We start from the raw sequence: 24696 nt of genomic DNA, 5'->3' as shown, positions 1-24696 counted from the left end.
CCGAGCATACTATACACGGCTTTGCTGCAAGACAGATCCGAGTTGTGTATTCTTTTTGTATGTTTTAGTAACAGATTATTGAAAATCATGTTTGCATTAAAGATCGAAGGCTTGACCAAAACCTATGACGGTGGGGTTCAAGCGCTTAAGGGGCTCGACCTCAATGTCGCTCAAGGTGATTTTTTTGCCCTGCTAGGGCCCAATGGTGCGGGCAAGTCCACCACCATTGGCATTATCAGCTCTTTGGTCAATCCCACCGGCGGCCGCGTGACCATTTTTGGTGATGATCTGGAGACAGATAAATCAAAAGCCAAACGTCACCTCGGCCTGGTGCCGCAAGAATTTAATTTCAATCCCTTTGAAACCGTATTGCAGATAGTGGTGAACCAAGCGGGCTATTATGGCGTGCCGCGTACGGTTGCTATTGAGCGTGCTGAAAAATACCTCAAGCAGTTAGAGCTTTGGGAAAAGCGTGATGCGCGAGCGCGCAATCTATCGGGTGGGATGAAACGCCGTTTGATGATTGCGCGTGCCTTAATGCACGAGCCAAAACTGCTGATTTTAGATGAGCCGACAGCTGGGGTAGATATCGAAGTGCGTCGCGGCATGTGGGCGTTTTTGCAGCAGCTTAACGCGCAAGGGATCACCATTATTTTGACCACCCACTATTTGGAAGAAGCGGAAATGCTGTGTCGTAACATTGGCATTATCAACCGTGGTCAGTTGATTGAGCACACTTCCATGAAAGCTTTGCTGGCAAAAATTCAGCGAGAAACCTTTGTTTTGGATGTGGCGCCGATGCTGAAAACACCTGAAATTGATGGGGTGATGATGCGGCAAATTGATGAAAACACCTTGGAGGTGGATGTCGATAAGACCATGGGGCTCAATATGTTGTTTGCTACCTTAAGCGAGCAAGGGGTGAACGTGCTATCGATGCGCAACAAGTCCAATCGTCTTGAAGAACTATTTGTCACATTGGTACGCCAAGCGCAGGAGGTTGCACAGTGAGTCATCCCTACTGGATTGCCTTTGTTAGCATTATTCACAAAGAGATCAATCGATTTACCCGTATTTGGGTGCAAACTTTAGTGCCTCCCGTGATCACCATGACGTTGTATTTCATTATTTTCGGTAACCTGATTGGCAGTCGAATTGGTGATATGGAAGGTTTTAGTTATATGGCCTATATCGTTCCGGGTTTGATCATGATGTCGGTGATCACCAACTCTTACTCTAACGTCGCGTCGTCATTTTTTAGCGCTAAATTTCAGCGCAATATTGAAGAAATGCTGGTGGCACCTGTCCCTAATCATGTGATTATTCTGGGCTATATTGGCGGTGGCGTGTGCCGTGGTTTGGCTGTTGGCGCGCTGGTGACTGCGGTGTCGCTATTTTTTGTCAAACTGTCCATTGCGCACTGGGCGGTGGTGATTGCCATTGTCTTTTTAACCGCGGTGGTGTTTGCCTTGGGGGGGCTCATTAATGCAGTCTTTGCCCGCACTTTTGACGATATCTCTATTGTGCCCACCTTTGTGCTGACGCCACTGACCTACTTAGGCGGCGTTTTTTACTCCTTAAGTTTGCTGCCTGAAGTTTGGCAATGGGTTTCTAAGATTAACCCGATTGTGTACATGGTGAATGCGTTTCGCTATGGCTTTTTAGGGGTATCGGATATCAGCATTGGTCATGCCTTTATCGTGCTGTTTGCCTTTATTGCGCTGCTTTATACCTTGGCTTATCGTTTGATTAGCAAAGGGGTGGGGCTAAGAACTTAAAAGCTCGCAGATAGCCATGATAACGGCCATAAAAAAACGCGCTTTAAGCGCGTTTTTTGTTGCAAGCTGTATTTCGCCATCTTCTTAAGCGTATTAAACGCTAAAGGATGCACCGCAGCCACAGGTTGTGGTGGCATTGGGGTTGTTGACGAAAAAGCGTGAGCCTTCCAGTCCTTCGGTGTAATCCACTTCACCACCAATCAGATATTGCAAGCTCATTGGGTCAACTACCAGCGTGACACCTGATTTTTCGATGGTGAGATCACCCTCGTTGACGTTTTCGTCAAAGGTAAAGCCATATTGGAAGCCACTACAACCCCCACCGGTGATATAGACGCGCAATTTTAGATTTGGATTCTCTTCTTCCGCGATCAGCGTTTTGACTTTATTGGCAGCGGCATCGGTAAATGCCAAAGGAATAGCGTTATCACTCATGGTTGCCTCACATTGCGCCTATTTTTAGGGGGGATTATCTAATACCTGAGTCAATCGTTCAAGTATTTACCGGTTTGCGGCAGGGTTCGCATCTTGCAGCAAATGGGCATACAATGCCAGCACTTTGCACAGCCGCTAAAGGATTCAGTCATGTCTCATTCACAAGCAATATCTGCTCAACTTTTTTCTGATGCTCAGGATGTGATTCCGGGCGGGGTCAACTCTCCAGTTCGTGCATTTGCTGGGGTTGGTGGTCACCCACTTTTTATTGAGCGCGCAGATGGTGCTTACCTGTTTGATGCCGATGGCAATGCGTATATTGATTATGTTGGCTCATGGGGGCCAATGATTTTGGGTCATAACCATGCGGTGGTTCGCGATGCCGCGATTGATGCTGCCCGTCGTGGTTTGAGCTTTGGCGCACCAACGGCCAAAGAGATTGAAATGGCCAAATTGGTCAGCACCCTTGTGCCATCCATGGAGATGGTACGTATGGTGAACTCTGGTACCGAAGCGACCATGAGTGCGATTCGTTTGGCGCGTGGTTTTACCGGTCGTGATAAGTTCATTAAATTTGAAGGCTGCTACCATGGCCATGCTGACTGCTTGCTAGTGAAAGCAGGCTCAGGCGCATTGACCCTTGGTCAGCCAAACTCACCGGGTGTACCGGCGGATTTTGCCAAGCATACACTGACTTGTGATTACAACGATTTGAATTCTGTACGCCAAGCTTTTGAGCAGCATCCAGATGAGATTGCCTGCATCATTGTTGAGCCAGTTGCCGGCAATATGAACTGTATTTTGCCAAATCCTGATTTTCTGCCAGGTTTGCGTGCACTGTGTGATGAATTTGGTGCACTGCTGATTTTTGATGAAGTGATGACAGGTTTTCGCGTGGCATTGGGCGGCGCGCAAGCGCACTTTGGCGTCAAACCAGACCTCACCACTTTGGGTAAAGTGATTGGCGGCGGTATGCCTGTGGGTGCCTTTGGTGGTCGCAAAGATGTGATGCAATATATCGCGCCAACGGGCCCGGTTTATCAAGCAGGGACGTTGTCTGGTAACCCAGTAGCCATGGCCGCAGGTTATGCCTGTTTGAAAATTTTGTCTGAAGAGGGCAATGAGGCGCGCTTAGCAAAGCGTACTGAGCAGCTTACCTCAGGCATGAAACAACTTGCTGAGCGCCATGGCATTGATTTGGTGATCAATGCGGCGGGCGGTATGTTTGGTTTCTTCTTTACCGATCAACCAAGCGTGACTTGCTATGCGGATGTGACGCGTTGTGATGTTGAGCGTTTTAAACGTTTCTTCCACTTGATGTTGGATCAAGGGGTGTATCTTGCACCATCAGCCTTTGAAGCAAGCTTTATGTCTTTGGCACATGGCTCTCGTGAAATTGAAGCCACTTTGTCAGCTATGGATCGTGCCTTTGCACAATTGGCGGATTCAGCCGAATAATCGTCAACTATTGCAGCAATCAACATACGATTTTAAAGCCAATAAAAAACCGAGCCTTGCTCGGTTTTTTTATTGGCTGTCATTTGAGACTAAACAAGTAGCTGAGTCTCTGTAAAGACATTAATGCGTATCCTTGGCTTTCATTAATTCAGCTGGGTCCAAAATGGTTGGTTTAGACTCAGGTAGCATATCGGGATAATCCAAGGTGTAATGCAGGCCGCGGCTTTCTTTACGGCGCATGGCGCAGTGCACCATTAATTCAGCCACTTGCACCAAGTTACGTAGCTCAAGCAGGTTATTTGAAACACGGAAGTAGCTGTAGTACTCGTGGATCTCTTGTTTGAGCATATTGATACGGCGCAGCGCCCGCTCAAGACGTTTGTCGGTGCGCACAATGCCCATGTAGTCCCACATAAATAGGCGCAGTTCATGCCAGTTATGCTGGATCACCACCTCTTCATCGGAGCAGTTGACTTGGCTCTCATCCCACGCTGGTAAGCGCGGCGGCGCTTCAACATGAGCGATGGTATCCATAATATGCTCGGCCGCACTTTTGGCGTAAACCACGCACTCAAGCAGTGAGTTTGAAGCCATACGATTGGCGCCATGCAAGCCGGTATAGCTCACCTCGCCAATAGCGTACAAGCCGTGGATATCGGTGCGGCCTTTTTTATCGACGACTACACCACCACAGGTGTAATGCGCGGCTGGGACAATAGGAATGGGCTCTTTGGTCATATCAATGCCGAGGCCACGCAGTTTTTCATCAATCATTGGGAAATGACTGCGCACAAATGCTGCGTCTTTATGACTGATATCTAGATACATGCAATCAGCGCCCAAGCGCTTCATCTCATAGTCGATAGCACGCGCCACGATATCACGCGGTGCCAGCTCTTCTCGCGCATCAAAATCAGGCATAAAGCGGCTGCCATCTGGGCGGCGCAAGTAAGCACCTTCACCACGCAGCGCTTCGGTGAGCAAAAAGTTGCGTGCGTCTGGGTGATAGAGGCAAGTGGGATGGAATTGGTTAAACTCAAGGTTGGCAACACGGCAACCTGCGCGCCATGCCATAGCAATCCCATCGCCAGAAGATACATCTGGGTTGGAGGTGTATTGGTAGACCTTAGACGCACCGCCTGTGGCAAGCACAACATATTTCGCACGTACGGTTTCTACGTGCTCTTCGTTACGGTTCCAAACATAGGCACCCGCAATTTGCTTGTCTTGACGACCAAGGGTAATCAAATCTAAGGCATTATGGCGCTCTAGCAGGGTGATATTGTCATGGTCGCGAACATTATCGAGCAAGGTGCGCTGCATCGCCTGACCTGTGGCATCGGCGGCATGCAAAATACGGCGATGACTATGGCCGCCCTCTTTGGTGAGGTGATAGCGTGGCTTCCCGGCGTTATCTTGGCCGTCGCGATCAAATGGCACGCCACCATCGATGAGCCACTGCACACACTCTTTAGCATTTTCAGCAATAAATTGTACGGTATCGCGTTCGCATAAACCGGCGCCGGCAATCATCGTATCGTCGACGTGCGATTCAACACTGTCAGTTTCATCAAAAACGGCGGCAATCCCGCCTTGGGCATAAAAGGTCGCGCCTTCTTTACATGGACCTTTACTGAGAACAATCACTTTATATTGAGAGGCAACATGAAGTGCGAGTGAGAGACCGGCAGCACCACTACCGATGACGAGGACGTCACAAAGGTGCTCTCGTTGAGTTGTCATAAATCTGTCTTTTCCCTGTACTGGCGCCACCCAAGTCAAAATCCGTTGAAGTCGAGACTCACTTTTATGCATGGCCATTTTCAGGCATAGTGTGAATGCGCCGAGGACGGGTCGCAGTGGCGTCTTCTTTCGCCTCAATTTTTATCATATAAAGCGTACGGATGCATCTTAAGGGCTAAAAATTAATGTTGATTTTTTCGCCCTAACGGAACTTTTTTCGCCAAGTATTATCTTACTCATGCTTGCCCAATCGATGGCCATGCTCAAACAGTTGTGGCGTAAGAAAAGCGCAATTGAGAAAGGATAGAGGAGTGAGTGCTCGAATGAGCGAGCAGATAACGGATCAAGCCCTTGTTGAGCGCGTTCAGCAAGGGGATAAAAACGCGTTTAATTTGCTGGTGGTGCGATACCAAAACAAGGTATGCAACCTCGTGGCCCGCTATTGCCAAAATTCTGGTGATATTCCCGATATAGCCCAAGAAGCCTTTATTAAGGCTTACCGTGCGCTGCCTGGTTTTCGAGGTGAGAGTGCATTCTATACTTGGCTTTATCGAATTGCGGTCAATACAGCAAAGAACTATTTAGTGGCGCAGGGTCGCCGTCCACCGAGTCATGATGTGGATGCGCAAGATGCGGAATTTTACGAAGGCGGTCACGCTTTAAAAGAAATTGCGAACCCTGAAAGCCGAATGATGTCTGAGCAATTAAAGCAGGTCATTTTTTCAACCATTGAAGCGCTGCCTGATGATCTCAAAACCGCGATCACCCTGCGTGAAATTGACGGTCTGAGCTATGACGAAATTGCGCAGATTATGGCTTGTCCTGTGGGGACGGTGCGTTCGCGAATTTTTCGCGCGCGTGAAGCCATTGATAAAAAGATTGAACCTTTATTGCAACCTGAATGATCAGATGATGGGTATTGACTATGTCTAAACAAATTCAGATTTCCGCGTTGATGGATGGTGAAGATCAAACGCCTGAGGCGATTGATACACTTTGCCTTGATCAACCGATGCAGGCGCAGTGGCAACGCCATCATCTGATTCGCGATGTGATGCAAGGTGAAGCGATGCAATTTGATATTGCAGCCAGTGTTGCCGCAGCGCTTGAAGATGAGCCAGCACATCAAGGTGTGGCCGAAGAGAATGTGGTGCCATTGCAGCAGTCGCAGCCTACGCCAGTGCAAGCAAAACGTAGCTTACCGAGTTGGTTTTCGAACTTGGCACAAATGGGCGTTGCCGCCTGTGTTTCATTAGCTGTGGTGCTTGGCGTGCAATATTCTGGCCAAGGCGATATGCCACAAGCGGTGCAAAGCGCTGAGCCAGTGCTGCATACCGTGCCATTTTTTGGTAGTGCTGAGCCAGTGAGCTTAAATCTCGATGCTGAACAAACATCCGATGCGCAGCACATTCAAATGGAAGATCAGCAGCGTCGCCGTATTCACTCATTGATGCAAGATCATGAGCTGCAGCTTCGTTTACACGCGACCCCGGTCATGGAGCAGGAAATTGGTGCAACAGCACAGTAATTGGTTTCGCCGAGGCTGGATCCTATTCGCCTCCTTTTGTTTGATTGCTTCGGCGCAGGCAAGTAATACGCCGAGTGAATCGGCACCGAAAACAATGCCACCAGAGCAACGTTTGCAGCAGATGGTGCAAGCGGTGGCACAAGAAAACTATGAGCTGGCTTACTATGTGATGCGCAGTAACAGCATTGAAACCCTGCGTTATCGACATGGCGTTGAGCAAGGGGAAAGCTATGCGCAGCTGCTGTTTTTATCTGGGCCGCGCCGTGAAGTAATTCGCCGCGGTGATGATGTCAGCTACTTTGAGCACAATCTTGAGCCTTTTACCGTGCGAAGCGGTGAAATGGTGGGCCCCTTGCCTGCACTGTTGCAAGTGAAGGTTGAGCAGCTTGCTAAGCATTATAACTTTATCGCCCTTGGGCGTGGCCGAGAGGCTGGCTCTGCTTGCCAAGTGATTCGTATCGCCTCTAAAGATGGTTTGCGCTACAGCTACGTGGTGTGGGTTGATGAACACTCCGGCTTGCCGCTTCGCGCTGATTTATTGGATCGCAATGGTGCGCCCTTAGAGCAGTATCGCGCTATCGCCTATGCGGTTGATCCGCGTATTGGTCAGTTCCTTGCAACGGGCATGGCGGAGATGAAGTTACCCCCTGCGATTAAAGGTGCAGAGAAGAAAAATCATCTGAAATTGCCTTGGCAGCTAACTTGGGTGCCGGAAGGCTTTGTTGCAGTGAGTGAAAATCGCCATCGTTTGATTATGACTGAGCGTCCGGTGGAGAGCATGCTGTTTAGTGATGGCTTGTTTAGCTTCTCGGTATACGTTGCGGAAGCTGATAGTTTAAGCGTTAAGGAGCAGCTGGCACGCCAAGGCCGTCGCACCCTCTATAGCAATATGATGGGGGATGTTGAGGTCACTGTGGTGGGTGATATTCCACCAACGACAGCGCGCAAAATCGCAGACTCTTTTCGCGCCATGTCAACTGCGCCAAAACCAGAGAAATAATGGCATGGCAAAGTGATCTCCTCTCATTGAACAGGCGCCAAGGCGCCTGTTTTCTATGGTACACTTGAGCCCCTTTGATTCGATAAGGCGCAATTTATGTTGAAAGCTATTGCCACTGTGGTGGCGATTCAAGGACGACGCATCACGCTGCAGAGTGCGCAGCAATCGAGCTGTGGTCATTGTCAGCATCAAAGTCATTGTGCCACTGGCGTTGTTTCAAAAGCGATTGGCGGCAAGGTGCATCAATGGCAGCTTGAAAGTGAACTGTCACTACAAGTGGGACAGCAAGTTGAGCTTGGACTAACCGAGCGCTCTTTGCTGCATGCTGCCGCATTGGTTTATCTGTTGCCGATTTTAGGCTTATTTGTTGGCGCGATTGTGGGCCAGTGGCTCTTTGCTCACGAGCTTGCCGCGATTGCTGGTGGTCTGTTGGTTGCGCTTGGCTCGCTATGGCTGAGTCGTCGATTGGCGCAGCGTTGGCAGCAACAGTTACATTATCAGCCGCAAATTTTACGCATTCTGAGTCAACCCGCGGCCAACTGTGGTGAATCCTTCATCGAAAGATAGCCGCGGCATTGGAAATTGGTTAGAATCCGCCAGATTGATCTTCGAATTTTACATACATTTTTAATTGCGAGTTTTCACGCCCATCCATGAAGCATATTCGTAACTTTTCGATTATTGCCCATATCGACCATGGCAAATCGACCTTATCTGACCGCCTTATCCAAGTATGTGGTGGTTTAACTGATCGTGAAATGGCCGACCAGGTACTCGACTCAATGGATCTTGAGCGCGAGCGTGGTATTACGATTAAAGCCCAAAGTGTGACCCTGAACTACAAAGCCAATGACGGCGAAACCTATCAATTGAACTTCATTGATACTCCAGGGCACGTTGACTTTACCTACGAGGTATCCCGCTCTCTAGCCGCTTGTGAAGGTGCGCTATTGGTGGTCGATGCCGGTCAGGGTGTGGAAGCACAGACCTTGGCAAACTGTTACACCGCAATTGAGATGGACCTTGAAGTCGTGCCCGTCCTCAATAAAATCGATTTGCCTGCGGCAGATCCTGAGCGTGTGGCAGAAGAGATTGAAGAGATTGTTGGTATTGACGCTCTCGATGCAACCAAGTGCTCAGCCAAAACTGGCCTTGGTGTGGATTTGGTTCTGGAAGATATCGTTAAGCGTATTCCTGCGCCAGAAGGCGATCCAGATGCTCCACTACAAGCGCTAATCATCGACTCTTGGTTTGATAACTACCTTGGCGTGGTTTCTTTGGTGCGCATTAAAAACGGCTCACTGAAGAAAAACGACAAGATCAAAGTGATGACCACAGGCCAAGTTTGGGGTGTGGATCGTTTGGGTATCTTTACGCCAAAACAAGTCGACACGAACGAACTGAATACCGGCGAAGTGGGCTGGGTTGTTTGTGGTATCAAGGATATTCTTGGTGCGCCTGTGGGCGATACCTTGACCTTGGCGAAAAATGGTAGTGATACACCGCTACCGGGCTTTAAAAAAGTAAAACCTCAGGTTTACGCGGGCCTATTCCCAATCTCCTCGGATGATTATGAAAACTTCCGTGATGCGCTGGGTAAATTGAGCCTCAACGATGCGTCCTTGTTCTATGAGCCAGAAAACTCAGCAGCACTTGGCTTTGGTTTCCGTTGTGGTTTCCTTGGCATGTTGCACATGGAGATTATTCAAGAGCGTCTAGAGCGTGAATATGATCTTGAGCTGATCACTACAGCGCCAACCGTAGTGTATGAAGTGAAAAAGACAGACGGCACCATGCTGTATGTCGACAGTCCTGCGAAACTACCTGCGGTCAATGATATCAATACCATCGGTGAGCCGATTGCGCGCTGTAATATCTTGGTGCCAAGTGAATACCTCGGTAACGTGATTACCCTGTGTATCGAAAAACGCGGTATGCAAGTGGATATGGTGTATCACGGTAACCAAGTCGCTTTGACTTACGATATTCCAATGGCGGAAGTGGTGCTTGATTTCTTCGATCGCTTGAAATCAACCTCACGTGGTTACGCGTCTTTGGATTACAACTTCCAGCGCTATGAAATCTCGAAAATGGTGCGTGTGGATATTCTTCTTAACGGCGACCGTGTCGATGCGCTTGCGGTGATCACTCACCAAGACAACGCACAAGGCCGTGGTCGTGATTTGGTTGAGAAGATGAAAGAGTTCATTCCACGCCAGCAATTTGATATCGCTATTCAAGCGGCGATTGGTAACCATATCATCGCGCGTTCAACCGTGAAGCAGTTGCGTAAAAACGTAACCGCTAAGTGTTACGGTGGCGATATAAGCCGTAAGAAGAAACTATTGCAGAAGCAAAAAGAAGGTAAAAAACGTATGAAGCAGATCGGTAACGTCGAACTGCCACAAGAAGCGTTTTTGGCCATTTTGCACGTGGGCAAGGATAAGTAGGACAAACAATGGCCAATACCTTTTCACTCATTTTAACCCTGCTAACGCTTGCCACAGGTATTGTGTGGGCGTTGGATAAGTTTCGTTTTGCGCCAGCGCGCGCGTTAAAGCGTGCTCAGGCTAAAGCGGAGCTTGGTGAGCAAGTTGATGAAAAAACGCTAGATAAGCTGGTTCCAATTCCATCATGGATTGAGACGCCAGCCTCAGTGTTTCCGGTATTGGCTTTTGTCTTGATTCTACGCTCGTTTATTTACGAGCCATTTCAAATTCCATCAGGATCCATGATGCCAACCCTATTGGAAGGTGATTTTATTCTGGTGGAGAAATTTGCCTACGGTCTTCGCGATCCTGTTTTTCGTCATAAATTGGTGAAAACAGGTGAGCCTGAGCATGGCGATGTGGTGGTATTTAAATTCCCACCAGAGCCAAATACCGATTACATCAAACGTGTGATTGGTTTGCCGGGTGATACTGTTCGTTATAGCCGAGATAAGCGTTTGTGTGTGCAGCCAAAAGGCGATCATACTTGCCATATCTTGCCGCAAAGTCAGCAGCAACCTAGTGGTTTTTACCAAGATGGGGTGATGCTTACGGAGCAAACGGAAAAACAGGGCGATCGCGCCTATCAGATTTTGAAAAACCCTGCGGTAGAAACACCTGTGATGAACTATCGTCCGATTCCTGGTCGTGGTGAATGGGTGGTGCCAGAGGGTTACTACTTTGTGATGGGTGATAATCGCGACAATAGTTTTGATAGCCGTTTCTGGGGCTTTGTGCCAGAAGGAAACTTGGTGGGGAAAGCGGTTGCAATCTGGACTAGCTTTGAATTTAACCGACCAAAAGAGAGCGTTTTAAGCTTTGTTCCAAGTAACATTCGCTTTGAACGCATTGGTGCCATTGAATAAACAAATTAGAGACGATGACTTCTCCTAATAACAAACTTCAGCGCAAGCTGGGGTATCAATTTACAAACATTCAGCACCTTCAGTTGGCGTTGACTCACCGTAGCGCCAACAGCCAGCACAATGAGCGTCTAGAATTTCTAGGCGACTCAATTTTGAGTTTGGTCATTGCTGATGACCTTTACCACCGCTTTCCAAAAGTAAACGAAGGCGACATGAGCCGCATGCGTGCAACTTTAGTGCGTGGTAAAACCTTGGCCGAATTGGCCCGTGAATTTGAGCTTGGCGATCATCTGGCCCTTGGCCCAGGTGAGCTAAAAAGCGGCGGTTTCCGTCGTGAGTCGATTTTGGCCGATGCCGTTGAAGCTATCATTGGTGCTGTTTACCTCGATAGTGATATTGAAACGGTTCGGAGCATTGTTCTGGCCTGGTACCAAAGCCGATTGAGCACAATTCAGCCTGGGGTAAATCAAAAAGACCCGAAAACTCGCCTGCAAGAGCGCTTGCAGGGGCACCGTCAGCCATTGCCTGAATATAACGTGATTCATATTCAAGGTGAGGCGCATAACCAGCAGTTTACGGTGCAATGTGATGTGGCTGGGCTGGATGCCCCTGTCATTGGTAAAGGCAGCAGCCGACGCAAAGCAGAGCAGGCAGCAGCTGAGTTGGCACTACAGCAGTTAGAAGCATGATCGAAAAAGAACACTGTGGCTTTATCGCCATCGTTGGCCGACCAAATGTTGGCAAATCCACCCTGTTGAATCGTCTGCTTGGTCAGAAGATTTCGATTACCTCGCGCAAACCGCAAACCACGCGTCACCGTATTATGGGGGTTGATACCCGCGATAATTATCAGGCGATTTATGTGGATACACCGGGACTTCATATTGAAGAAAAACGCGCGATTAACCGCTTGATGAATCGTGCGGCCAACTCCAGTTTGAGTGATGTGAACTTGGTGCTATTCCTTGTTGATGGCACCCAGTGGACCGCTGATGACGAGATGGTACTCACCAAGCTGCGCAAGTCTAACTTCCCAACCATTTTGCTTTTGAACAAAGTGGATAACGTGAGAGAAAAAGCAGAGCTATTCCCGCATCTGCAGCAGCTTTCTGAGAAGATGGATTTCGTCGATGTGATTCCTGTTTCTGCGAAGCACGGCACCAACTTAGACGCCGTTGAAAAACGTGTACGTGAGTATCTTCCTGAAGCGCCATTCCACTTCCCTGAAGAGTATGTGACTGACCGTTCACAGCGCTTTATGGCTTCAGAAATCATCCGTGAAAAACTGATGCGTTTTACTGGTGATGAGCTGCCTTATTCAGTGACAGTTGAGATTGAGCGTTTTGACTATAACCCTGCCACCGATGGTTTTGAGATCAACGGTCTGATTTTGGTGGAACGCCAAGGTCAGAAGAAGATGATCATCGGTAAAGCGGGCGAGAAGATCAAAACCATTGGTCGTCAAGCGCGCTTGGATATGGAAGAGCTGTTTGAGCGCAAAGTCTATCTAGAGCTTTGGGTGAAAGTGAAATCAGGTTGGGCAGATGACGAACGAGCGCTGCGTAGCCTAGGTTATATCGACGATCTCTAAATAAGGATATGGGGGATGGAGGGACTCCAACGCTGCTTCGTGCTCCATAGCCGTCCCTATAGCGAAACCAGCTTACTGGTTGATCTCTTTTCTGAAAAAGAGGGTCGCCTGACGGTGATCGCGAAAGGGGCAAGAGCCAAACGCTCGCGTGTGAAGGGTGCACTTCAGCCCTTTATTCCGCTGCTTGGAAAATGGTCAGGCCGCGGCAGTTTGCCGATTCTGACCCATGCTGAAGCGCTGAGCTTGGGTTTACCCCTGTTTGGCCCCATTCTCTATTCTGGTTTATACCTCAATGAGGTGCTGGCTCGTGTGCTTGCACCTCATACATCCTATCCCGAACTTTTCCTTGATTACCTCAATGCGCTGCGCGAATTGGCGCAAGCCAATAATCCTGAGCCGGCGTTGCGCCGCTTTGAATTAGCACTGCTTGAGCATCTTGGCTATGGTGTTGATTTCTTGCACTGCGCTGGTAGTGGTGAGCCGGTGAGCGACACCATGACTTACCTTTATCGCGAGCAGCTTGGCTTTATCGCCTCTTTAAAACCCAGCCAGTGGTCCTTTACTGGCCATCAGCTCAAAGCATTGGCCAGCCGTGAGTTTACAGATCGTGACCAATTGCAGGCAGCAAAACGCTTTACACGCTTAGCATTAAAGCCGTATCTTGGCTCTAAGCCGTTAAAAAGCAGAGAATTATTCTTACCACAGCGAAGGAGTGGTCCATCATGAAACCCGCTTTACTTGGCGTGAATATTGATCACGTCGCAACGTTGCGAAATGCACGTGGCACCAAATATCCCGATCCCGTCCATGCAGCTGAAGTCGCTGAGCGCGCAGGCGCTGCTGGCATCACCATTCACTTGCGTGAAGATCGTCGTCATATCAAAGATCGTGATGTGCGTATTTTGCGTGAAACTCTACAAACACGCATGAACCTTGAGATGGCCGTGACCGATGAAATGGTCGCTATCGCCCTTGAAACCCAGCCTGAATATGTGTGCTTGGTACCAGAAAAACGCCAAGAAGTAACCACTGAAGGTGGCTTGGATGTGGTTGGGCAATTTGCGCGCGTCAAAGCGGCCACTGAAAAAATGAGCGCCGCTGGGATTAAAGTGTCACTCTTTATCGCGCCAGATAAAGCGCAAATTGATGCGGCAAAAGCCTGTGGCGCGCCATTTATTGAGCTGCACACTGGCCATTATGCAGATGCTGAAACTGAAGAAGCGCAGGCCAAAGAATTGGCTGAGATCGCCGAAGGCGCGCGTTATGCCCATAGCATTGGTTTGATGGTTAATGCAGGTCATGGCTTGACCTATCACAATGTGCAAGCGATTGCAGCGCTACCTGAGATTTATGAGCTGAATATCGGCCATTCTATTATGGGCCGCGCCCTGTTTGATGGTTTGGCAAAAGCCGTTGCTGATATGAAGCAATTGGTTGAGAGCGCCCGCGCTTAACAATTCTACGCGAGAGTTTATGGCCATTATTGGATTGGGAACAGATATCGCTGAAATCGCACGTATTGAAGCGGCACTTGAGCGCACGGGTGACAGTTTGGCTCGGCGTATTTTGACTGAATTTGAGTATCAATGTTTTACCGACTCAAAACGCCAAGCACGTTATTTGGCCAAGCGTTTCGCCGCTAAAGAAGCAGCGGCAAAAGCCTTAGGAACAGGGATTGCTGCGGGCGTGAGTTTGCATGATTTTGAAGTGCGCAATGATGAACAGGGAAAGCCCTATCTTGTGATTACGGGTCAGGCGCAAGTTCTGCTCGCTGCGCAAGGCGATATTGCACATCATCTATCGATTTCTGATGAAAAGCGCTATGCCGTGGCGACGGTGATTTTTGAATCTCGTTTATAGGCTGCAAACCACATAAAAAAACCGCTCAAATGAGCGGTTTTTTTATGGCTGATATGAGCGACTAATCTGCGATTTCAGGGGTATTTGCATCCGATGGCAGATTATTCGCTTTTTTATCGAGCGCTTCTTTGTATTGAGCCAAAGAGAGCTGCTCTTTAAATTGCTCATAGCTGTGAAGCTGACGCAGGGTTAAGCCTTCTTTGGCCGCCATGGCTTCAAATTCTGCACGTGCATTTGGCGTCATTTTGGCTAAATCGCATTGGAATAAATACTCATAGGCCGCAGGGCGGTTCATCGCTTTTGCGTCCGCTTCGATTTGCAAAAACTGCGCAACTGGCATGTATTTTTCGCAAACCGCATAAGCGCGATATTGTTCCATGCTGAGCCCTAAAGAGGCGGCATGTGTGGATTCTTGGTGCTGCATATATTGCACATAACCAATCAGTAGCGCTGCGGTAGTCGCGCCTCCTGCAATGGCATATTTAAAGCGATTGGGGTGGTTTCGACACAAACCGCTATGAATCAGCCAATACACACCATAGGGTGGAAAAATTGCAGAGACGATGATTTTAAGGCCGCGTTTTAGAAAAAAGGACGCACTCTTTTGTTCCATTTGATTCATGCTCACTGATTTGCAATGGCTGTGGTTATACCTAATTCACTACAAAAAATAAATCGCCTTGGTGAGAGTTTGTGCGCTGTCCCTGTGTGAACGATGCACTGAGGCTTCGATTGCATAATGCAGCAAAAACGATTTGCAGCCATTGTGTTAATGCGGATGTTGCGCGGTATGTTGCTGCAAATATTCGGGCGCCGCTTTGCACAGATTTTTCAGCTCATCCACCAGCTCAGATAATTCAGGCTCAAGTTGCGGCAACGTTTGTCCCGATTTAAGCGCGGTTTCTAGGGTGGCGCATAACGCTTTAACCCGCGGTGCTCCGCTATAGGCGCAGCTGCCATGCAATTTATGAATAATGGCGGTGAGGGCTTGGCCATCCGCGGTGTTGAGATCCTTGAGTGCGCGCTCTATCTCTTGTTGTACTTGCGGTACAAAATCGATCAGCATGCTCAGCATTTCGCGCGCGAGATCTACTTTACCGGCTGCTTGGCGAAGTGCCAGCGGCCAATCAATCACCTTGGTTGAGCGCACGGGTGCAGGTACCGTCGGTTGCTCAATGGTTAGTGTGGTGAGTGATGGTGTTGCGGGATCCATTTGTCCACCCCAACGAATCAGCGTTTGTTCCAAAATCGCTTCTTCAATGGGTTTGGTTAAATAGTCATCCATTCCTTCAGCGAGCAAGCGCTCTCGCTCACCTGCCATGGCGTGAGCCGTCACGGCAATGACCGGTGTCTGGCCATGGCGTTTGAGCTGTCGCAACTGCTTAAGGGTGGTCACGCCATCCATCTCGGGCATTTGAATGTCCATAAAGATCAAATCAAAACTATGATCCTGCGCCAGTTGTAGCGCTTGTCTGCCAGAGCTGGCGCGATAGACCTGCTCGACGCGCTCTTGTAATAGCGCCGCGATGAGTTTGAGGTTGGCTGGGTTGTCGTCAACAGCCAGTACGCGTAGTGGCAGCTTTGGCGTTTCACTTTCAGGCGCAGGATTTGAAAGAAGTTGCTGCGGGCGATGACTCAGCAGCGCTTCATAAAGTTTGCGCGGTGATAGCGGTTTACCAATGCAGGCATCGATGCCGCTATTGAGCAGCTGCTCTGACAGTGCAAGTTCAGTGCTTGGTAGGCTCACTACACAGTGTTTGCTGTGCATCTGAATGTGCTGAATTTGCGCCAGCAAACTGCTGATTGGTGGCTGCGGTCCGGGTGAGAGACAGAGCAGGGCGTAATCGTGTTGAACCATGCGCTCGGGCAGGGTTGAGCGATAGGTGACTTGCAAACCGGCAAAGCTAAGCTGCTGCTGAAGTACGGCGGCAGCTTGGCGATTGGGCTCAATCAGCAAAATGCGTTGTCCCTGCAATTGTGAAATATCCAAATGCTGAGAAACGGGTAAATCGGTTTTGTGCAAACGCAGGTTAAACCAGAACGTTGAGCCTTTGTGTAGGCGGCTTTTCATATTAATTTCGCCGCCCATTTCAGAGACTAATTTTTGGGTGATCACCAGTCCTAAGCCGGTGCCGCCATAACGCCGAGAGATGCTGGCATCAGCCTGTCGAAAGGCTTGAAATAGCTCAGCTTGCTGGCGCTCAGAGATGCCGATGCCGCTATCTTTCACGATAAATTGCAGCTCAATACCATCGTCATGTTGGGCTTTGACCTCGACGCTGATATCGATATTGCCACGCTCGGTAAATTTCACCGCATTGCCCACCAAGTTGGTGAGCACTTGCTGAATGCGCAGTGGGTCGCCAACCAAGCCCGCAGGAATCGCCGGATCGATATTAAGAGTTAGCTCCAAGCCTTTATCGTGGGCACTTGGCGCAAGTAGGCGGGCTACTTCATCGAGGTTGTCGTAGAAATCAAAAGGAATGGTTTCTAGAACCAGCTTGCCGGCTTCTAGTTTTGAGAAATCAAGAATGTCATTGATGATGGTCAGCAGGTTGTTGGCTGATTTTTCAATGGTCTGTAAATAGTCTTGCTGACTTGGGCTGAGCCGTGTTTTGAGCATTTGCCGAGTAAAGCCAATTACCCCATTGAGCGGCGTGCGCAGTTCATGCGACATATTGGCTAAGAACTCTGATTTCACGCGAGCTGCTTCCTGCGCGCGTTTTTTCGCGATATCGAGCTCGACGTTTTGAATCTCAAGTTGCTCTAAGGTTTCGCGCAGATCAGAGGTGGCCTGATCGATGCTTTGCTGCATCTCCACATGATAATCGGACAATGAAATAGCCATGGCGTTAATGCCATTTTTCAGGGTGTCGAGCTCACCGAGTAATTTTCCTTCAATGCGCACGTTTAAATGGCCACGGCGAATTTGGTCCACCACATTGACCATATGTCGCACTGGACGTGAAACATCCTTTAATAGGCGATAGGCAAAGAGTCCGGAAAGCAGCAGGCCAAAAAGTAGCACGCTGAGTGCAACGCTGATTTCACGATATTGGGCTAAGCGAAGCGGCGCTAAATCGAGCTCTAAGGCGACGTAACCCAGTACGGCCATGGTGACCTGATTGTCGGTTTGGTCAAATCGCGCTTCGGCTAAAATGGGCGCGCGTAAGACCAAATGGTCTTGGTGCTGGCTAATGGACAGTGATTGCGGAATCGGTTGATTGTCAGGAAATTTCAGCAGATCAAAATTACGGTGAAAATTTGAGGTGACAAATAGTCGGTTGTCATCGTCAAACACTGCAATACTTCGAATGATGTCAGAGTGTTTGCGATGGACATAGCTGAGAAGGCGACGCACCTCTTCACGGCTATTGGCGCTCATGCCATATTCAGTTGAAATCGCCAATGGCTCGACAATGCTGGCGCCCGTTTCGACTAGTTGATTTTCTAAGTCGTGATAACGGTTGAGCGTAAAATAGGCACTGAGGAGTAACCCGATGATCAAAGTCGGGGCTAGGGTAAGGGTAATGACGCGCGCGCGCAGTCCATACTTGGTCATTGGCAATCATCTATGGGAGAATAAGCAAGCTTGCGTTTAGCTTAAAGAAGTTCACCGCATTCGACAATTTTTCATCTTCAATTCAGTGAGTCACCGCACCATGGCCCGTTTTTTTAAGCCAACACCTCGTAAAAAATCAGTTTCGCAGCAGCATCAAACCATGCAGGTTGAGCGCTTAGACCATCAAGGTGTGGGCATTGCACACTGGCAAGGCAAGGCGGTATTTATTCCTGGCGCATTGGCCGGAGAGTCGGTGCTGGCGCAAATTATCGAAGATAAACGTCGCTACGCTCAGGCGAAATTAATTCGCATTCTTGAGCCAAGCGCTGATCGTGTTGCGCCTGCTTGTCCGCACTATGGCCGTTGTGGTGGCTGTAATTTGCAGCACTTACCTCATGATGCGCAGGTCGCGCATAAACAGCAAAGTCTAGCGCAGCTGATGCGTCAAGGTGGCGATGCAGCTGCCGTGGCAGCGCAAGCACAACCCGTTGAAGGTGATTGCTGGCACTACCGTCGCAGCGCGCGTTTGAGTATTGCGCCGAATCATCAAGGTGAATATCAATTAGGTTTTCGTGCCCGCGCCAGTAAAGAAGTGGTGGTGGTGGATGATTGTCCGGTACTGGCTGCTGAGCTCAATGCGTTATTACCGCAGCTTCAAGCTTTGGTTGCAAAGCATAGCCAGAAACGCGCACTGGGTCATATTCAGCTGGCGTTACTGGCCAATGGCGTACAATTAAGCCTTCGTCACCAAGGGCCAATGAAAGCCTGTGACCAAGCGTTGTGGCTCGAATTTGCTAAGCAACACCAACTGAATTTTTATTTTGCTGAAAGCAGTAAAGATTATCAGTGCTTGCTCGGGCATGCTGATCACTATGAGGTAGCGCAATGCCAAATTGCCGTGGGTCCCAATGACTTTATGCAGGTCAATGCCAAGGTGAATAGCCAAATGGTGGCACAAGCCCTTGATTGGCTCGCGCTAAAAAGCAGCGATCGGGTGTTGGATCTGTTCTGTGGCCTCGGCAATTTCACCTTACCGCTGGCCAAGCATGTCCAGCAGGTGATTGGTGTTGAAGGCGTTGAAGAGATGGTGCTGCGCGCACGTGAAAATGCCAAGGCGCAAGGGATCAACAATGCGCAGTTTTATCATGCGGATCTCAGTGCGGATGTGTCGAAGTTTGATTGGGCGCAGCAAGGCGTCGATAAAGTGCTGCTTGACCCAGCACGCGCAGGTGCGCGTGAAGTCATGAGTCAAATCATTACTTTAGCGCCTACTCATATTGTTTATGTGTCTTGTCATTCAGCGACGATGGCACGGGATAGTGAAGCACTTTATGCCGCTGGCTATCGACTGGTAAGGCTTGGCATGTTGGATATGTTTCCGCATACTGGCCACTTAGAATCAATGGCGCTTTTTGTTCGCGAAACTTAAAAGATTGAGGTCATCCAAGGGCGGGTGGTGTCATTTAGGATCGTTGATGGCGTATAGGAATTAGGAAAGAACATGGTTGCAGTTCGCGGTGCGCATTTGACCGATGCGCAGCCCCTTGATGGGCAGACTTGGGTGAATTTATTGGCATTGGATGATGCGATAGCCAAGCGATTAGTACAGGCTTATCCTCAATGTCAGCAAGCCGTATCCGGCCATGAGCAGGCCGAGCTGCTGCTGTGGCGCGGCCGCGAGATGGTGGAGATCCTCAATACCTTGAGTATGGATGGTGACACTTTGCTTGCCGCCTTGCTCTTTCCTTTGGTTGAAGCCGGCGTCCTTGACCGTGAAACTGTCCTTGAAGAGCACGGTAGTAGCATTGCTAAGATGATCGATGGTGTGCAGATGATGGCCGCCATTCGTCAGCTCAACGCCACCACGGAAGGCTCAGCGTCGTCGAGCCAAGTGGACCACGTGCGTCACATGTTACTATCCATGGTGGAAGATTTCCGCTGCGTGATCATCAAGCTTGCTGAACGTATCTGTTATTTGCGTGAAGTGAAAAGCCATGATGAGCAAGAGCGTCTGTTGGTCGCGCGCGAGTGTGCCAACATCTATGCGCCACTAGCAAACCGTTTGGGCATTGGTCAGCTTAAATGGGAAATTGAAGATTACGCCTTTCGCTATCAGCACCCCAATACCTATAAAACCATCGCTAAGCAGTTGGCTGAGCGCCGTATTGACCGCGAACAATACATTGAGCATTTCGTTGCCGACCTTGATGAGGCGATGAAAGAGGGCGGGATCCGTGCTGAAGTGTATGGTCGCCCTAAACATATCTACAGCATTTGGCGCAAAATGCAGAAAAAGAGCTTGGCCTTTGATGAGCTCTTTGACGTGCGCGCCGTGCGTATTATTGCTGAGCGTCTGCAAGATTGTTACGCCGCGCTGGGCGTGGTGCATACCAAATATCGTCATCTTCCTAGTGAGTTTGATGACTATGTCGCCAACCCTAAACCCAACGGCTATCAGTCAATTCATACCGTAGTTCTTGGCCCTAACGGTAAAACGGTTGAGATTCAGATTCGCACCCAGCAGATGCATGATGATGCTGAGCTAGGCGTCGCTGCGCACTGGAAATACAAAGAGGGCAGCAGTGGTCGCTCTGCCTATGATCAGAAAATTGCATGGCTTCGCAAATTGCTGGCATGGCAAGAAGAGATGCAAGATGCTGGTGAAGTGCTGGATGAGCTTCGCAGCCAAGTCTTTGATGATCGCGTTTATGCCTTTACGCCCAAAGGCGATGTGGTTGACCTACCGAGTGAAGCCACACCGCTCGATTTTGCTTACCATATTCACTCGGAAGTGGGGCATCGCTGTATTGGTGCCAAGGTCGGCGGCCGTATAGTACCCTTTACCTATTTGCTCAGCATGGGCGATCAGGTCGAAATTATTACTCAAAAAGAGCCCAATCCATCACGTGATTGGCTCAATCCAAACTTAGGTTTTGTCAAATCAAGCCGTGCACGCGCTAAGATCCACGCGTGGTTCCGCAAACAAGATCGCGATAAAAACATCGCAGCAGGGAAAGAGATCCTTGAAACAGAGCTCGAGAAACTGCACTTATCGATCAAGGATGCGGAGAAACACTCCACCAAGCGTTTTAATGTCAACTCGCTTGAGGAGCTGTGCGCTGGTGTGGGCAGTGGTGATATTCGTATTCATCAGCTCACCAATCATCTCAATACCTTGCTCAATAGCCCAACGGCGGAAGAGGAAGATCAGCAGCTTTTAGAAAAGCTCAGTGACACTGACAACAAGCCACGTAAAAAAGTGCGCCAAGATGCCATCGTGGTACAAGGCGTGGATAACCTGATGTCGCACTTGGCTCGTTGCTGCCAGCCGATTCCGGGGGATGAAATTGTCGGTTATGTGACCCAAGGTCGCGGTATTTCAGTGCACCGCGCTGATTGTGAACAGCTTGAAGAGCTGCGCCACCATGCGCCTGAACGCATGATTGAAACCGTCTGGGGCGATGAGTTTAAAGGCAGCTATCTTCTGACCTTACGCGTCACTGCCAATGAGCGTACTGGTCTTTTGAAAGATATCACCACGGTTCTCGCCAATGAAAAAATCAAAGTGGCGGGTATGAAAAGCCGTACCGATTACAAGCAGCATCTCACCGTGATGGATTTTGAGCTCGAGCTTGCCCATGTGGAAACCATGCAGCGCGTTGCATTGCGCATCGAAGGCATTAATGACGTGCTCGAAGCCAGCCGTTTGTACTAATCAAAGATTGTGGAACGAATCATATGAGTGAGCAGCAACACCTAGAGCGCCTTTTGTCCATCATGGCGCAGCTGCGCGATCCGCAATCGGGGTGTCCTTGGGATTGCGCGCAAGATTTTGTATCCATTGCGCCCTATACCCTCGAAGAAACCTACGAGGTGCTAGATGCCATCGATAAACAGGATTGGCCTGCGCTCAAAGATGAGTTGGGGGATTTGCTATTTCAGGTGATCTTTTATGCGCAGATGGGCAAAGAACAAGGTCACTTTGAGATGGCGGATATTCTGACCAATTTGGCAGAGAAGCTCACGCGTCGTCATCCCCATGTCTTTGCTAATACTGCATTGTCACCAAGCTCCGCTGAGGCGGTGTCGCCGATTTGGGAAGCTGAAAAAGCGAAAGAGCGCGCAGCCAAAGGGCAAGTGCATCTATTAGATGATATTCCGCGTCAGTTTCCTGCCTTGATGCAAGCGGAAAAGATTCAAAAACGCTGTGCCAAAGTGGGCTTTGATTGGGACCAACTGCCGCCTGTCGTGGATAAGGTTCGCGAAGAGATTGATGAGGTGATGGCCGAGGTTGAAGCGGCGCAAGTCAATCCACACAAGGTGCAAGAAGAGGTGGGTGATCTCCTTTTTGCAGTGGTTAATTTAGCCCGTCATGTGGGTGTGAAGCCTGAAATGGCACTGCGCCAAGCCAATGATAAATTCATGCGACGTTTTCGCGGTGTTGAGGATTTTGCTCGCGCGGAAAAAAAAGAACTGAGCCAGTGTGATTTGGCTACCCTTGAAGCGTACTGGCAAAAAGTCAAACAGACTGAGTGAATTTGATATACCACAACAAATTAGTTGAGCGTCTGTGATAGTTTTCACGTTGTCGCAAGATAGGGGCTCTGGTATACTAATTTCCCGTCCAGTAAAAGACTCTGTAAACCCTCTTACAAACCAATTCTCAGGTTACGCATGACAACGAATTACATTTTTGTGACTGGCGGGGTGGTATCCTCACTAGGTAAAGGTATTGCTGCTGCATCATTGGCAGCGATTTTAGAAGCTCGTGGTCTGAATGTGACCATGATGAAGCTTGACCCTTACATCAACGTTGACCCGGGCACTATGAGCCCAACTCAACACGGTGAAGTGTTCGTCACGGAAGATGGCGCTGAAACTGACCTTGACCTTGGTCACTATGAGCGTTTTATTCGCACTAAAATGACCAAGCGTAACAACTTCACTGCTGGCCGCGTATACGCCGATGTACTTCGCAAAGAACGCCGTGGTGACTACCTTGGTGCAACCATTCAGGTGATCCCTCATATCACCAATGCGATCAAAGATCGCGTGATCGCTGGCTCTCAAGGCCATGATATTGCGATCGTGGAAGTGGGCGGCACTGTAGGTGATATCGAATCTCTACCATTTATGGAAGCGATCCGTCAGCTTGCTGTTGAGCTAGGCCGTGAGCGCGCGATGTTTATGCACCTAACTTTGGTGCCATACCTTGCGGCTGCGGGTGAAGTGAAAACCAAGCCAACGCAACACTCTGTAAAAGAGCTGCTTTCAATTGGTATCCAGCCTGACATTCTTATCTGTCGTAGCGATCGCATGATCCCAGCAAACGAGCGTAAGAAAATTGCACTGTTCTGTAACGTGCAAGAGAAAGCTGTGATCTCGATGAAAGATGTGGATTCAATCTACAAGATTCCACAATTGATCAAATCTCAAGGTTTGGATGATCTTGTGGTGAGCCGCTTTGGTATCACTGCAAAAGAAGCTGACCTATCTGAGTGGGAACAAGTGATTTACGAAGAAGCCAATCCAACGGGCGAAGTGACCATTGGTATGGTGGGTAAATACATCGAACTACCAGATGCATATAAGTCTGTAAACGAAGCATTGAAACATGCGGGCTTGAAAAATCGTTTGAATGTCCATATTAAGTATGTGGATTCACAAGACGTCGAAAACAAAGGCGTGAGCGTATTGGAAGGTTTGGATGCAATCTTAGTTCCTGGTGGCTTTGGCGACCGTGGTATTGAAGGTAAGATTCAAGCAGCGCAATATGCACGTGAAAACAAGATTCCATACCTAGGCATTTGTCTGGGTATGCAGGTGGCATTGATCGACTACGCACGTAATGTTGTGGGTATGACCGGTGCACACTCAACTGAATTTAATAAAGAGACCAAGTACCCAGTGGTCGGTTTGATCACTGAGTGGGTGGATAGCGAAGGTAAAGTGGAAGAGCGCACAGAGCAATCTGATCTGGGTGGTACCATGCGTCTAGGCTCACAACTTTGTCACCTTGAAAAAGGTACCAAAGCACGTGAACTTTATGGCAGCGATACCATTCACGAGCGTCACCGCCATCGTTATGAAGTGAATAACAATCTTCGTCCGCAAATTGAAAAAGCTGGTCTAAAAGTCTCTGGCTTGTCTGCGGACAAGAAGCTGGTGGAAGTGATTGAGAACCCAGCGCATCCTTGGTTTGTGGCTGCGCAGTTCCACCCTGAATTTACCTCGACACCACGTGATGGCCACCCGCTATTCGCTGGTTTCGTTAAAGCAGCTGGTCAGTATCAGCGCGGTGAATTAGAGCAATAAATAAAAGGATATGGGGCAGTTGCAAGGGTGCAGCGCCCCTTTAGTTTTGACATTTAAATTCAACGAGAGGA

22 protein-coding genes are annotated in these 24696 nt (G+C 49.1%); 18 read left to right on the top strand and 4 right to left on the bottom strand.

Annotated features, from left to right (window positions below):
• Nucleotides 1-87 precede the first annotated feature (87 nt).
• Both L9P36_RS11350 and L9P36_RS11345 read left to right on the top strand, forming a co-directional pair.
• Nucleotides 88-1011: an ABC transporter ATP-binding protein gene (locus tag L9P36_RS11350; RefSeq protein WP_237466929.1), complete on the top strand. Its 924-nt coding sequence runs from the start codon at nt 88-90 to the stop codon at nt 1009-1011.
• Entirely contained in the window at nt 1008-1778 is a 771-nt protein-coding gene (locus L9P36_RS11345) for an ABC transporter permease (protein ID WP_237466928.1), read from the top strand. Before L9P36_RS11350 ends, L9P36_RS11345 begins: the two co-directional genes overlap by 4 nt.
• 93 nt (nt 1779-1871) lie before the next feature.
• On the opposite strand, the gene erpA is transcribed toward L9P36_RS11345, so the two are convergent.
• Nucleotides 1872-2213: an iron-sulfur cluster insertion protein ErpA gene (gene erpA, locus L9P36_RS11340; protein WP_237466926.1), complete on the bottom strand. Its 342-nt coding sequence runs from the start codon at nt 2211-2213 to the stop codon at nt 1872-1874.
• Nucleotides 2214-2363: 150 nt separating this feature from the next.
• On the opposite strand from erpA, the gene hemL reads away from it, so the two are divergent.
• Complete coding sequence (gene hemL / locus L9P36_RS11335) at nt 2364-3671, top strand: glutamate-1-semialdehyde 2,1-aminomutase (RefSeq protein WP_237466924.1); 1308 nt, start codon at nt 2364-2366, stop codon at nt 3669-3671.
• 120 nt (nt 3672-3791) lie between these two features.
• On the opposite strand, the gene nadB is transcribed toward hemL, so the two are convergent.
• Nucleotides 3792-5414 (bottom strand): L-aspartate oxidase, encoded by a 1623-nt coding sequence (nadB, locus tag L9P36_RS11330; protein WP_237466923.1) that lies wholly within the window; start codon nt 5412-5414, stop codon nt 3792-3794.
• A gap of 323 nt (nt 5415-5737) precedes the next feature.
• On the opposite strand from nadB, the gene rpoE reads away from it, so the two are divergent.
• The 11 genes from rpoE (at nt 5738) to acpS (ending at nt 14748) form a co-directional block, all read left to right on the top strand.
• On the top strand, nt 5738-6319 hold the full coding sequence (rpoE, locus tag L9P36_RS11325) for an RNA polymerase sigma factor RpoE (RefSeq protein ID WP_237466921.1): 582 nt from the start codon (nt 5738-5740) through the stop codon (nt 6317-6319).
• 20 nt (nt 6320-6339) lie between these two features.
• The gene (locus L9P36_RS11320) at nt 6340-6942 is read left to right on the top strand and encodes an RseA family anti-sigma factor (protein WP_237466919.1); all 603 of its coding nucleotides are present in this window, start codon (nt 6340-6342) and stop codon (nt 6940-6942) included.
• On the top strand, nt 6926-7942 hold the full coding sequence (rseB, locus tag L9P36_RS11315; protein ID WP_237466917.1) for a sigma-E factor regulatory protein RseB: 1017 nt from the start codon (nt 6926-6928) through the stop codon (nt 7940-7942). Before L9P36_RS11320 ends, rseB begins: the two co-directional genes overlap by 17 nt.
• Before the next feature lie 96 nt (nt 7943-8038).
• Nucleotides 8039-8509: a SoxR reducing system RseC family protein gene (locus L9P36_RS11310; protein ID WP_237466915.1), complete on the top strand. Its 471-nt coding sequence runs from the start codon at nt 8039-8041 to the stop codon at nt 8507-8509.
• Nucleotides 8510-8595: 86 nt separating this feature from the next.
• Nucleotides 8596-10392 (top strand): translation elongation factor 4, encoded by a 1797-nt coding sequence (lepA, locus tag L9P36_RS11305; RefSeq protein WP_237466913.1) that lies wholly within the window; start codon nt 8596-8598, stop codon nt 10390-10392.
• A gap of 8 nt (nt 10393-10400) precedes the next feature.
• On the top strand, nt 10401-11297 hold the full coding sequence (gene lepB, locus L9P36_RS11300; protein ID WP_237466911.1) for a signal peptidase I: 897 nt from the start codon (nt 10401-10403) through the stop codon (nt 11295-11297).
• Between the two features lie 14 nt (nt 11298-11311).
• Nucleotides 11312-11986, top strand: coding sequence for a ribonuclease III (gene rnc / locus L9P36_RS11295; RefSeq protein WP_237466909.1), 675 nt, complete (start codon nt 11312-11314; stop codon nt 11984-11986).
• Nucleotides 11983-12888, top strand: a complete 906-nt coding sequence (gene era, locus L9P36_RS11290; protein WP_237466902.1) for a GTPase Era — start codon at nt 11983-11985, stop codon at nt 12886-12888. Before rnc ends, era begins: the two co-directional genes overlap by 4 nt.
• Before the next feature lie 15 nt (nt 12889-12903).
• Complete coding sequence (recO, locus tag L9P36_RS11285; protein WP_237466892.1) at nt 12904-13614, top strand: DNA repair protein RecO; 711 nt, start codon at nt 12904-12906, stop codon at nt 13612-13614.
• The gene (pdxJ, locus tag L9P36_RS11280) at nt 13611-14342 is read left to right on the top strand and encodes a pyridoxine 5'-phosphate synthase (RefSeq protein WP_237466888.1); all 732 of its coding nucleotides are present in this window, start codon (nt 13611-13613) and stop codon (nt 14340-14342) included. Before recO ends, pdxJ begins: the two co-directional genes overlap by 4 nt.
• Nucleotides 14343-14361: 19 nt before the next feature.
• Nucleotides 14362-14748, top strand: a complete 387-nt coding sequence (acpS, locus tag L9P36_RS11275; RefSeq protein WP_237466886.1) for a holo-ACP synthase — start codon at nt 14362-14364, stop codon at nt 14746-14748.
• A 61-nt stretch (nt 14749-14809) separates the two neighbouring features.
• On the opposite strand, the gene L9P36_RS11270 is transcribed toward acpS, so the two are convergent.
• The gene (locus tag L9P36_RS11270; RefSeq protein WP_237466885.1) at nt 14810-15361 is read right to left on the bottom strand and encodes a hypothetical protein; all 552 of its coding nucleotides are present in this window, start codon (nt 15359-15361) and stop codon (nt 14810-14812) included.
• A gap of 156 nt (nt 15362-15517) precedes the next feature.
• On the bottom strand, nt 15518-18310 hold the full coding sequence (barA, locus tag L9P36_RS11265) for a two-component sensor histidine kinase BarA (RefSeq protein ID WP_237466883.1): 2793 nt from the start codon (nt 18308-18310) through the stop codon (nt 15518-15520).
• 100 nt (nt 18311-18410) lie between these two features.
• Here barA and rlmD point away from each other — a divergent pair, with 100 nt between their 5' ends.
• The 4 genes from rlmD (at nt 18411) to pyrG (ending at nt 24625) form a co-directional block, all read left to right on the top strand.
• On the top strand, nt 18411-19739 hold the full coding sequence (rlmD, locus tag L9P36_RS11260) for a 23S rRNA (uracil(1939)-C(5))-methyltransferase RlmD (protein WP_237466881.1): 1329 nt from the start codon (nt 18411-18413) through the stop codon (nt 19737-19739).
• Between the two features lie 72 nt (nt 19740-19811).
• Nucleotides 19812-22025 (top strand): GTP diphosphokinase, encoded by a 2214-nt coding sequence (gene relA, locus L9P36_RS11255; protein WP_237466879.1) that lies wholly within the window; start codon nt 19812-19814, stop codon nt 22023-22025.
• Nucleotides 22026-22048: 23 nt separating this feature from the next.
• On the top strand, nt 22049-22846 hold the full coding sequence (mazG, locus tag L9P36_RS11250; protein ID WP_237466877.1) for a nucleoside triphosphate pyrophosphohydrolase: 798 nt from the start codon (nt 22049-22051) through the stop codon (nt 22844-22846).
• Between the two features lie 138 nt (nt 22847-22984).
• The gene (gene pyrG / locus L9P36_RS11245; protein ID WP_237466875.1) at nt 22985-24625 is read left to right on the top strand and encodes a CTP synthase; all 1641 of its coding nucleotides are present in this window, start codon (nt 22985-22987) and stop codon (nt 24623-24625) included.
• The last annotated feature ends 71 nt before the right edge of the window (nt 24626-24696 follow it).

Source organism: Vibrio stylophorae, from assembly GCF_921293875.1.
GTDB classification, from domain to species: Bacteria; Pseudomonadota; Gammaproteobacteria; order Enterobacterales; family Vibrionaceae; genus Vibrio_A; species Vibrio_A stylophorae.
Note: the sequence above shows the minus strand (reverse complement) of the source record. Positions and strands in the feature narration are given on the sequence as shown.